The organism is Streptomyces sp. NPDC102451, from assembly GCF_044765485.1.
Taxonomy (GTDB): Bacteria; Actinomycetota; Actinomycetes; order Streptomycetales; family Streptomycetaceae; genus Streptomyces.
Map to the genome: position 1 here is coordinate 1 of NZ_JBIWKD010000010.1, position 11,708 is coordinate 11,708.

The 11,708-nt window shown below is 69.8% G+C and carries 7 protein-coding genes; 4 read left to right on the plus strand and 3 right to left on the minus strand.

Translation table 11 applies throughout. The features are described 5' to 3' along the window. Positions 1–133: 133 nt before the first annotated feature. The 3 genes from ACIRD8_RS22385 to metH all read right to left on the minus strand — a co-directional run bounded on the left by ACIRD8_RS22385 (position 134) and on the right by metH (position 6,395). On the minus strand, positions 134–1,726 hold the full coding sequence (locus ACIRD8_RS22385; protein ID WP_403994181.1) for an ABC transporter substrate-binding protein: 1,593 nt from the start codon (positions 1,724–1,726) through the stop codon (positions 134–136). Between the two features lie 317 nt (positions 1,727–2,043). Beyond that, complete coding sequence (locus ACIRD8_RS22390) at positions 2,044–2,742, minus strand: HAD family hydrolase (protein WP_403994184.1); 699 nt, start codon at positions 2,740–2,742, stop codon at positions 2,044–2,046. Positions 2,743–2,882: 140 nt separating this feature from the next. Then, on the minus strand, positions 2,883–6,395 hold the full coding sequence (gene metH / locus ACIRD8_RS22395; RefSeq protein WP_403994187.1) for a methionine synthase: 3,513 nt from the start codon (positions 6,393–6,395) through the stop codon (positions 2,883–2,885). Between the two features lie 239 nt (positions 6,396–6,634). Here metH and ACIRD8_RS22400 point away from each other — a divergent pair, with 239 nt between their 5' ends. The 4 genes from ACIRD8_RS22400 to ACIRD8_RS22415 all read left to right on the plus strand — a co-directional run bounded on the left by ACIRD8_RS22400 (position 6,635) and on the right by ACIRD8_RS22415 (position 11,644). Further along, the gene (locus ACIRD8_RS22400) at positions 6,635–7,399 is read left to right on the plus strand and encodes an IclR family transcriptional regulator (protein ID WP_403994190.1); all 765 of its coding nucleotides are present in this window, start codon (positions 6,635–6,637) and stop codon (positions 7,397–7,399) included. Positions 7,400–7,660: 261 nt separating this feature from the next. After that, positions 7,661–8,452, plus strand: coding sequence for an MIP/aquaporin family protein (locus tag ACIRD8_RS22405; RefSeq protein WP_403994193.1), 792 nt, complete (start codon positions 7,661–7,663; stop codon positions 8,450–8,452). 41 nt (positions 8,453–8,493) lie between these two features. Continuing rightward, positions 8,494–10,023 (plus strand): glycerol kinase GlpK, encoded by a 1,530-nt coding sequence (glpK, locus tag ACIRD8_RS22410; RefSeq protein WP_403994196.1) that lies wholly within the window; start codon positions 8,494–8,496, stop codon positions 10,021–10,023. Positions 10,024–10,033: 10 nt separating this feature from the next. After that, the gene (locus ACIRD8_RS22415; RefSeq protein ID WP_403994199.1) at positions 10,034–11,644 is read left to right on the plus strand and encodes an FAD-dependent oxidoreductase; all 1,611 of its coding nucleotides are present in this window, start codon (positions 10,034–10,036) and stop codon (positions 11,642–11,644) included. The last annotated feature ends 64 nt before the right edge of the window (positions 11,645–11,708 follow it).

Genomic DNA, 11,708 nt, shown 5'->3' on the forward strand with positions numbered 1-11,708 from the left:
GGGGGGGCCCGACAACCCCCGGCCCCCCCCCCGGGGGGGGGGCGCCCCCCCGGGCCCCCACACCCCCCCCCCCCCCCCCCGGGGGGGGGGGGGGGCGGCCGCCCCCCCCCCGCGCCGGTCTTCGTCGGGTGCGTCAGGACTCGCCGCGTGCGAGCTCCCAGAGCTGGAGGTCGGCCGAGGAGTTGACGGCCCACTCCACACCGGACAGCTCGTCGACCGAGGCGACGTACTGCTTGCCCTGCCAGACGGGGAGCACGGGGACGTCGTTGGCAACGATGTCCTGGAGCTTCTCGAAGGTCGGCGTCGCGGCGCTGCGGTCGGCCTCGCGACGGGACTCCGGGATGAGCTCGGACTGCGCCAAGGTCGACCGGTACGGCGAGTTGAGGAAGTTGTTCTTGTCCAGGAACGGCGCCGTGTAGTTGTCCGCGTCGGGGAAGTCCGGGAACCAGCCCATGCCGTAGACCGCGTACTCGCCCTTCTTCTGGGCGGGGCGGTACTGGGCCCACGGGGTGCCCTTGACGTCCACGTCGAACAGCTTCGAGTCGTTGAGCTGCTTCGCCAGCATCTCGAACTCGGCCTTGGTGGCGGGACCGTAGTGGTCGGTCGTGTAGTGCAGCGTGAACTTCACCGGGGTGCTGATGCCGGCCTTCTCCAGGGTCGCCGCGGCCCCGGAGACGCTGGGCTCGCCGTACTTGTTGAAGAACGAGTTGGTGTGGCTGGTGATGCCGGACGGGATCAGCGAGTAGAGGGGCTCGGCCGTGCTGCCGTACACCTTGCTCGCGATGGAGCCGCGGTCGACGACCTGCGCCATCGCCTGGCGCACGGCCTTGTCCTTCACCGTGGGGTCCTCGGTGTTGAACGCGAGGTAGCTGATGGCGAGGCCGGGCATCTCGGTGAGCTTGAAGCCGTCCTCCGGCTCCTCGATCATCTTCTGGGCCTGCTCGGGCGACATGGTGCGGGTCATCATGTCGATCTTCTTGTCGTCGAGCGCCTTCCCCATCGCCTCCGCGTCCGGGAAGAGGTCCAGCTCGACCTTCTCGTTGTTGATCTTCAGGTCGCCCTTGTACTTCGGGTTCCTGGTGAAGACCACCTTGACGACCTGGTCGCCCTCGACCTCCGGCTTCATGGTGTACGGGCCGGAGCCGTCGACCTGGAAGCCCTCACGGGGGCTGTTCGCCGGGTACTTGTCCTTCTGGACGATGCCGGCGGACGGCGTGGCCAGCTTGTAGGGGAAGGTCGCGTCCGGGGTGCTCAGGTGGAAGACCACCTGGTTCTCGCCCTTGGTCTCGATCGTGTCGATGTTGGCGAGCAGGCCGATCGGGCCGCTCTCGTCCTTGATGTCGAGGACCCGCTGGATGGAGTACTTCACGTCCTCCGGGGTGACGGGGGTGCCGTCGGCGAAGGTGAGCCCGTCGCGCAGGGTGCAGCGGTAGCTCTCGTTCTCCGTGTCGGTGAAGGAGCAGCTCTGGGCCGCCTCGGGCACCGGCTCGCCGCCGCCGCGCGGTATGTGGGTCAGCGTCTGTACGGTCTGGCGCAGTACGTTCCACACGCCCGCCTCGTAGCCGATGGCGGGGTCGAGAGGGGCCGGGTTGTCCTTCGAGGAGATGAACTGGTCCGTGGTCCCGACAACGATGGCGTCCGCCCCGTCGTCCGACCCGCCGCAGGCGGCGAGCACGGGTGCGAGCAGGCCGACTACGGCCGGCAGCACCAGCGTCTTGCGGTTCATCTGGACGTTCTCCCTCATTCCGGCATGTGAGAAAACCGAGATTAGTAGGCGTCGCAGAGGGACTTGACCGGTGCCGGACAGCCGCGTATGCACTCGGTGATCACCGATGACGGGTTGTCCATGTCACGCTCGGGAATGTTTCGTACACGGCTTCAGGAATACGGACGTATGGGGGTCCCGAAACGGACAGCCCGGCCGATCTCCGGAACCCCCGGATGTCACGTCGAGTGACGAACGTCACCCCTTCGGCCCGGCGGTCTTATTGACATGGACCTGATTCACAGCCCGCCGGTGGAACACCCTCGGTGCATCAGCTGTCACTCATCGGCGATCAGGCCGCGCAGAAAGGGGAGATCCACCTGCTCCAGGGAGGACACGACCGCCCTCCCCGGCGCGGGGGCGATCGGGGCCACGGACGGTACGGCCACGACCCGGCAGCCCGCGGCCTCGGCCGCCGCGACACCCGTGGCGGTGTCCTCGATGACGGCGCAGCGCCAGGGGTCCGCCCCGAATCCGGCCGCCGCGGCGAGGTAGGGCTCGGGGTGGGGCTTCGTACGGGTCACCTCGTCCCCCGCGACCGTGAGCGCGAAGTGGTGACGGCCCACCGAGTCGAGGACCCGGTCGATGATGCGCCGGTGCGAGGCGGAGACCAGCGCGGTGGGCACCTCGTGCGCGCCGAGCTCGGCGAGCAGCCGGGCGGCGCCGGGCATCAGCGGCACGCCGCGTCCGATGCGCTTCTCGAAGCGGTCGTTGAGCAGCACGGTGAGCTCCTCGATCGCGATGTCGGCGCCGGTGACCTCGATGAGGTAGCCGGCGCTGCGGGTCATCGGGCCGCCGACGACCACCTCGCGCCAGGCCGTCTCGAGCCGGTGACCGAGGTCGGCGAAGACCTCGACCTCCACGTCCCACCAGAATCCTTCGGTGTCGACCAGTGTGCCGTCCATGTCGAGAAGGACGGCTTGCAGCGCCGACCCTTCGGCCGTACGGGTCAGGGACGCGGGGACCGTACTGGTCATCCGGCACACCTCCAAGAGGGACGAGAAGGCCGGCCGCCTTCCCGGTGGGAACGGCGACCGGCCTGCACTGGACCGACCAGTCTACGACTCGTGCCCGTCCGGCGCGCGGAACGGAGCGTCACCGCGCGTCGAACGGTTCCTTACCGTGCGTTGAAGTACTTCGCCTCCGGGTGGTGGATGACGATCGCGTCCGTGGACTGCTCGGGGTGCAGCTGGAACTCCTCGGAGAGCTTCACACCGATCCGCTCGGGCTCCAGGAGCTCGGCGATCTTCGCCCGGTCCTCCAGGTCGGGGCAGGCCCCGTAGCCCAGCGAGAAGCGTGCTCCGCGGTACTTCAGCGCGAACATGTCCTCGACGTCGGACGGGTCCTCGCCGGCGAAGCCGAGCTCGCTGCGGACCCGTGCGTGCCAGTACTCGGCGAGCGCCTCGGCCAGCTGCACGGACAGGCCGTGCAGCTCCAGGTAGTCGCGGTAGGAGTTCGCCTCGAAGAGCTCGGCGGTGGCCCCGCCGATCTTCGAGCCGACGGTGACGACCTGGAGGCCGATCACGTCCGTCTCCCCCGACTCCTCCGGGCGGAAGAAGTCCGCGAGGCAGAGGCGGCGGCCGCGGCGCTGGCGCGGGAAGGTGAAGCGGGTGCGCTCCGAGCCGTCCTCGTGCAGCAGGATCAGGTCGTCGCCCTTGGACACGCAGGGGAAGTAGCCGTAGACGACGGCGGCCTCCAGAAGGTTCTCGGTGTGCAGCTTGTCGAGCCAGCCGCGCAGGTGGGGCCGGCCCTCCCGCTCCACGAGCTCCTCGTACGTCGGTCCGTCACCGGCGCGGGTCTGCTTGAGGCCCCACTGGCCCTTGAAGAGGGCGCCCTCGTCGAGCCAGGAGGCGTACTCCTTGAGCTGGATGCCCTTGACGACCCGGGTGCCCCAGAACGGCGGCTCGGGGACCGGGTTGGTGACCGAGACGTCGGACCGCACACCTTCCTCGGGCTCCACGACCTCGGCCACGGGGGTGTCCCGCTTGGGCACCCTGCGCTGCTTCAGCTCGGGAAGCGTGGCCCCGGGAACTCCGCGCTTGACCGCGATGAGGGCGTCCATCAGCCGCAGGCCCTCGAACGCGTCGCGGGCGTAGCGGACCTCGCCCTCGTAGATCTCGTGGAGGTCCTGTTCGACGTAGGCCCGGGTCAGGGCGGCGCCGCCGAGGATCACCGGGTAGTCGGCCGCCATCTTGCGCTGGTTCAGCTCCTCCAGGTTCTCCTTCATGATCACGGTGGACTTCACCAGGAGGCCCGACATGCCGATGACGTCGGCGCGGTGCTCCTCGGCGGCGTCCAGGATCGCGGAGACGGGCTGCTTGATCCCGAGGTTGACCACGTTGAAGCCGTTGTTGGACAGGATGATGTCGACGAGGTTCTTGCCGATGTCGTGGACGTCACCGCGGACGGTGGCCAGCACGATGGTGCCCTTGCCGTCGGCGTCCGACTTCTCCATGTGCGGCTCGAGGTGGGCCACCGCGCTCTTCATGACCTCCGCGGACTGGAGCACGAAGGGCAGCTGCATCTGGCCTGAGCCGAAGAGCTCGCCCACGACCTTCATGCCCGCGAGCAGGGTGTCGTTGACGATCTCGAGGGCGGGCCTGGTCAGGAGCGCCTCGTCGAGGTCGGCCTCCAGGCCGTTCTTCTCGCCGTCGATGATGCGGCGCTGGAGGCGCTCGTCCAGCGGCAGGGCGAGGAGTTCCTCGGCCTTGCCCTGCTTCATCGACTTCATGTTGACGCCCTCGAAGAGCTCCATGAGCCGCTGGAGGGGGTCGTAGCCCTCCTCACGGCGGTCGTGGACCAGGTCGAGGGCGACCTTGACCTGCTCCTCCTCCAGCCGGGCGATCGGCAGGATCTTGGAGGCGTGCACGATCGCGGAGTCCAGACCGGCCTTCACGCACTCGTCCAGGAAGACGGAGTTCAGGACGACGCGGGCGGCCGGGTTCAGGCCGAAGGAGATGTTGGACAGGCCGAGCGTGGTCTGCACCTCGGGGTGGCGCCGCTTCAGCTCGCGGATCGCGCCGATCGTGGCGATCCCGTCCTTGCGGGACTCCTCCTGGCCGGTGCAGATGGTGAAGGTCAGACAGTCGATGAGGATGTCCGACTCGTGGATGCCCCAGTTGGTGGTGAGGTCCTCGATGAGCCGCTCGGCGATGGCGACCTTGTGCTCGACGGTGCGGGCCTGGCCCTCCTCGTCGATGGTCAGCGCGATCAGCGCGGCGCCGTGCTCGGCGGCCAGTCCGGCGACCTTGGCGAAGCGGGACTCGGGGCCGTCGCCGTCCTCGTAGTTGACGGAGTTCAGTACGGCGCGGCCGCCCAGCTTTTCCAGACCGGCCCGCAGGACGGGCACCTCGGTGGAGTCGAGGACGATCGGCAGGGTGGAGGCGGTGGCGAAGCGGCCGGCCAGCTCCTCCATGTCGGCGACGCCGTCGCGGCCCACGTAGTCGACGCAGAGGTCGAGCATGTGCGCGCCCTCGCGGATCTGGTCGCGGGCCATCTCCACGCAGTCGTCCCAGCGCGCGTCGAGCATGGCCTCGCGGAACTTCTTCGACCCGTTGGCGTTCGTACGCTCACCGATCGCCAGGTACGAGGTGTCCTGGCGGAACGGGACGGTCTGGTAGAGCGAGGCGGCGCCCGGCTCGGGGCGCGGGCTGCGGGACGTCAGCTCTGCGCCGCGGACGCGGTCCACGAGCTGGCGCAGGTGCTCGGGCGTCGTACCGCAGCAGCCGCCGACGAGCGAGAGGCCGTACTCCTGGACGAAGGTCTCCTGGGCGTCGGCCAGACCCTCGGCGTCGAGCGGGAAGTGCGCGCCGTCCTTGGTGAGCACGGGCAGCCCGGCGTTCGGCATGCAGAGCAGCGGGATGCGGGAGTGGCGCGTGAGGTAGCGCAGGTGCTCGCTCATCTCGGCGGGGCCGGTCGAGCAGTTCAGGCCGATCATGTCGACGCCGAGCGGCTCGAGCGCGGTCAGCGCGGCGCCGATCTCGGAGCCGAGCAGCATGGTGCCGGTGGTCTCGAAGGCCAGGGAGCACAGCACCAGGAGGTCGCTGCCCATCGCCTCCAGGGCGCGCCGGGCGCCCAGCACGGCGGCCTTGGTCTGCAGCAGGTCCTGCGTGGTCTCGATGATGAGCGCGTCGGCGCCGCCGGCGATCAGGCCCTCGGCGTTCTGCTGGAAGCCGTCGCGCAGGACCGTGTAGGGGGCGTGGCCCAGCGTGGGCAGCTTGGTGCCGGGGCCGATGGAGCCGAGCACCCAGCGCTGCTGTCCGGTGGACTCGGTGAACCGGTCGGCGACCTCGCGGGCGATGGCGGCGCCGGATTCGGAGAGCTCGTGGATGCGGCCGGGGATGTCGTACTCGCCCAGGGCGGAGGCGTTGGCTCCGAAGGTGTTGGTCTCCACGCAGTCCACGCCGACGGCGAAGTACTCCTCGTGGACCGAACGGACGATGTCGGGGCGGGTGACGTTCAGGATCTCGTTGCAGCCTTCGAGGTTCTCGAAGTCGTCGAGGGTGGGGTCCTGGGCCTGGAGCATGGTGCCCATCGCACCGTCGGCCACCACCACCCGGGTGGCGAGCGCCTCACGGAGCGCTGCGGCTCGGTTCCGGCTGTCAGCGGAGGGGGTCGGCAACGAGGCCATGGATGTTCTCCCAGGGATGCGACGGCTGTCGGCTTTGCGCCCTTCTGCGGAGGGGGCACGCGGCCAGCGTAGCCGGGAGGCGCCCGGGCCGGTCGTCGTGTCCCACGAGGCGGACTGCATGCTGTGCGGGGAACGGGCCCCTTCACGGAGTGACGCATAATTCTCGCGCCACCGGACAGAGGTCGGCATCGACCGATAGTGTTCAGCATTGTCGAACCGAGGTGGAGGAGTACGGCGCGATGGCCAAGAACATCCAGTCGCTCGAGCGGGCAGCCGCGATGCTGCGTCTGCTGGCGGGCGGCGAGCGCCGTCTGGGCCTGTCCGACATCTCGTCGTCCCTGGGCCTGGCCAAAGGTACCGCGCACGGCATTCTGCGCACCCTCCAGCACGAGGGCTTCGTCGAGCAGGACGCCGCGTCCGGCCGCTATCAGCTGGGCGCCGAGCTGCTGCGCCTGGGCAACAGCTATCTCGACGTGCACGAACTGCGGGCCCGCGCGCTGGTGTGGACCGACGACCTGGCCCGCTCCAGCGGCGAGAGCGTCCACCTGGGCGTGCTGCACCAGCACGGGGTGCTGATCGTCCACCACGTCTTCCGGCCCGACGACAGCCGCCAGGTGCTGGAGGTGGGCGCCATGCAGCCGCTGCACTCCACGGCCCTGGGCAAGGTCCTCGCCGCCTACGACCCGGTCGCGCACAGCGAGGCGACCGAGGTGGAGCGGCGCTCCTTCACGCCGCGCACCGTCACGGGCGACGAGGAGTTCGAGGAGCTGCTCGACCTGATCCGGGCGCAGGGCTGGGCGGCCGACGTCGAGGAGACCTGGGAGGGCGTGGCCGCGGTGGCCGCCCCCATCCACGACCGGCGCAGGATGCCGGTCGGCGCGGTGGCCGTGACGGGCGCCGTGGAGCGCGTGTGCACCGACGGCCGGCTGCGGCCCGAGCTCGTCGCCGCCGTACGGGACTGCGCCCGCGCCGTCTCCCGGGATCTGGGCGCCGGACGCTTCTGAGGGTTCCCGCGACGTCGGTAACGATCGAGTCGCGCGTCACAGACCCCTTGACGCACCCCCCGTCGGGGAGAAACATTGCCGCTCACCGGTCGGCATTGCCGAACACCTAACGGCAATACGCGTTAGGGTGTGACAGTGCCGAGGGCCGGTCAAGCCCTACAGGTGACGTACCCGTGTTCGATGGGTACCCACCTGGGGCGCGATCCACCGGAGGGACCCGGTGTTTCGCCTTCCCCTGGACGAAGGACAAAGGAGTCGCGGGTGTCCAGCTCCGACATCTTCATCGGCGAGACCATCGGTACCGCCATACTCATCCTGCTCGGCGGCGGTGTCTGTGCCGCCGTCACGCTCAAGCGCTCCAAGGCCCAGAACGCCGGCTGGCTGGCCGTCACCTTCGGGTGGGGCTTCGCCGTACTGACCGGCGCCTACATAGCTTCCGGCGTGTCCGGCGCCCACCTCAATCCCGCGGTCACGATCGGCCTCGCGATCCAGGGCGGCACCGCGTGGAGCGACGTACCGCTCTACCTCGCCTCCGAACTGCTCGGCGCCATGATCGGCGCGGTGCTGGTCTGGGCCGTCTACTACGGCCAGTTCCACGCGCACCTCACGGATCCCGAGATCGTGGAGAACCAGCCGGCCGAGGAGGGCATGGTCGACCAGTCGACCGCGCCGAAGGCCGGCCCCGTGCTCGGCATCTTCACCACGGGCCCGGAGATCCGGCACATGGTGCAGAACGTGGTCACGGAGATCATCGCCACCTTCGTACTGATCCTGGCGATCCTCACCCAGGGCCTCAACGACGAGGGCAACGGCCTCGGCGCGCTCGGTGCCCTGATCACCGCGCTGGTGGTCGTCGGTATCGGTCTGTCGCTGGGCGGTCCGACCGGCTACGCGATCAACCCGGTGCGCGACCTCGGTCCGCGGATCGTGCACGCGCTGCTGCCACTGCCCAACAAGGGCGGGTCGGACTGGGGCTACGCCTGGGTACCGGTGGTAGGACCGCTCATCGGGGGCGCACTCGCCGGTGGGCTCTACAACCTCGCCTTCGCCTGAGCCCGCACCCTCCACACCACACAGACTTCCGGGAGCCAACCGTGACCGACGCACACACCACCGGGCCGTTCATCGCGGCCATCGACCAGGGCACCACGTCCAGCCGCTGCATCGTCTTCGACAAGGACGGCCGGATCGTCTCCGTCGACCAGAAGGAGCACGAGCAGATCTTCCCGAAGCCGGGCTGGGTCGAGCACGACGCCAAGGAGATCTGGGAGAACGTCCAGGAAGTCGTCGCCGGGGCAATCGTCAAGGCGGGCATCACCTCCGCCGACGTCAAGGCGATCGGCATCACCAACCAGCGCGAGACCACCCTGCTCTGGGACAGGCACACCGGTGAGCCGGTCTACAACGCCCTCGTCTGGCAGGACACCCGCACGGACGCGCTCTGCAAGGAGCTCGGCCGCAACGTGGGCCAGGACCGCTTCCGCCGCGAGACCGGTCTGCCGCTCGCGTCGTACTTCGCCGGACCCAAGGTCCGCTGGCTGCTCGACAACGTCGAGGGGCTCCGTGAGCGCGCCGAGCGGGGCGACATCCTCTTCGGGACGATGGACTCCTGGGTCATCTGGAACCTCACCGGCGGCACCGACGGCGGTGTCCACGTCACCGACGTCACCAACGCCTCGCGCACGCTGCTGATGAACCTGCACACGATGCAGTGGGACGACAAGATCCTCCAGTCGATCGACATCCCGTCGGCCCTGCTGCCCGAGATCCGCTCCTCCGCCGAGGTGTACGGATCGGCCAAGGGCGGCGTCCTCGACGGCGTCCCGGTGGCCTCCGCGCTCGGCGACCAGCAGGCCGCGCTGTTCGGCCAGACGTGTTTCGCCCAGGGCGAGGCCAAGTCCACGTACGGCACCGGCACCTTCATGCTGATGAACACCGGCGACACCCCGGTGAACTCGTACAACGGGCTGCTGACCACCGTCGGCTACCGGATCGGGGACCAGAAGGCGGTGTACGCCCTGGAGGGCTCCATCGCCGTCACCGGCTCGCTCGTCCAGTGGATGCGCGACCAGATGGGCCTGATCAAGTCCGCCGCCGAGATCGAGACGCTGGCGTCCTCCGTCGAGGACAACGGCGGCGCGTACTTCGTGCCCGCGTTCTCCGGGCTGTTCGCCCCCTACTGGCGCCCCGACGCCCGCGGTGTCATCGCGGGTCTCACCCGCTACGTGACCAAGGCGCACATCGCCCGGGCCGTGCTCGAGGCCACCGCCTGGCAGACCCGCGAGATCAGCGACGCCATGACCAAGGACTCCGGCGTCGAGCTGACCGCGCTCAAGGTCGACGGCGGCATGACCTCCAACAACCTGCTGATGCAGACGCTCTCCGACTTCCTGGACGCACCCGTGGTGCGCCCGATGGTCGCCGAGACCACCTGCCTCGGCGCGGCCTACGCCGCCGGCCTCGCCGTCGGCTTCTGGCCGGACACCGACGCACTGCGCGCCAACTGGCGCCGTGCCGCCGAGTGGACACCCCGCATGGACGCGGCCACACGTGACCGCGAGTACAAGAGCTGGCTCAAGGCCGTCGAACGGACCATGGGCTGGATCGAGGACGAAGAGAGCTGAGGAGCAAGACATGACCACCCTGCAGAGCGTCCCCGCCCTCGGGACGCATCCGGCCTCCGGCTCCCTCCCGAGCCGCGCCGAGACCCGGGAGCAGCTTTCCAAGGCGACGTACGACCTCCTGGTGATCGGCGGCGGCATCCTGGGCATCTCCACCGCCTGGCATGCCGCGCAGTCCGGACTGCGGGTGGCCCTGGTGGACGCCGGCGACTTCGCCGGCGCCACCTCCTCGGCCTCCTCCAAGCTGCTCCACGGCGGTCTGCGCTACCTCCAGACCGGCGCGGTGAAGCTGGTCGCCGAGAACCACTTCGAGCGGCGCGCGGTCTCCCGCCAGGTCGCCCCGCACCTGGCGAACCCGCTCACCTTCTACCTGCCCGTCTACAAGGGCGGCCCGCACGGCGCGGCCAAGCTCGGCGCGGGCGTGTTCGCCTACTCGGCGCTGTCCGCGTTCGGTGACGGCGTCGGCCATGTGATCAGCCCGGCCCGGGCGCAGCGCGACGTGCCCGAGCTGCGTACGGACAACCTGAAGGCCGTCGCGGTCTACGGCGACGACCAGATGAACGACGCCCGGATGGCGCTGATGACGGTCCGCGCGGCCGTCGACGCCGGGGCCGTCGTCCTCAACCACGCCGCGGTGACCGGGCTGCGGTTCACCAAGGGCCGCGTCACGGGGGCCGAGCTGGAGGACCGTCAGGACGGCACGGAGTTCGGCGTGAACGCCCGCCTCGTGCTGAACGCGACCGGCCCGTGGGTCGACCACCTGCGGAAGCTGGAGGACCCGGCCTCCGCGCCCTCCATACGTCTGTCCAAGGGCGCCCACCTGGTCCTCAAGCGGACCCGCCCGTGGAAGGCCGCCCTGGCGACCCCGATCGACAAGTACCGGATCACGTTCGCCCTGCCCTGGGAGGACATGCTGCTGCTCGGTACGACCGACGAGGAGTACGAGGGCGACCCGGCCGATGTCGCGGTCACCGAGCAGGACACGGCCCAGATCCTCGACGAGGCGGCGTTCTCCGTACGGGACCAGCAGCTCTCCCGCGATCTGATCACGTACTCCTTCGCGGGGCTGCGGGTGCTGCCCGGCGGTCCGGGCAACACGTCCAAGGCCAAGCGCGAGACGGTCGTGACGGAGGGCCGCGGCGGGATGCTGTCGGTCGCGGGCGGCAAGTGGACGACGTTCCGCCACATCGGCCGTACGGTGATGAACAAGCTGGCCGAACTGCCCGGGCACCCGCTCGGCGAGGACATGGAGCCGATGGCACGGCTACCGAGGAAGGTGCCGCTGCCCGGTATCGCCAACCCGAACGCGGTCGCGCACCGGCTGCTGGTCGACGGCGGTACGCCGGGGCCGCGGATGCCCGCCGACACGGCCCGGCACCTCGCGACCCACTACGGCTCGCTCTCCTTCGACATCGCGCGTCTGGCGAACGAGAACCCGGCGCTGGGCGAGCGCATCCACCCCGACGCCCCGGAGATCTGGGCGCAGGTGGCGTACGCGCGCGACCGCGAGTGGGCCGAGACGGCAGACGACGTGCTGCGCCGCCGGACGACGCTGACGATCCGGGGCCTGGCGACGGACGACATCCGGACCAGGGTCGAGGACATGCTGGCCGACGGGCGCTGACGGCGCCGGAACACAGCAACAGGGGCGGTCTCCCGGTCGGGGAAGCCGCCCCTGCGGCGTGCGG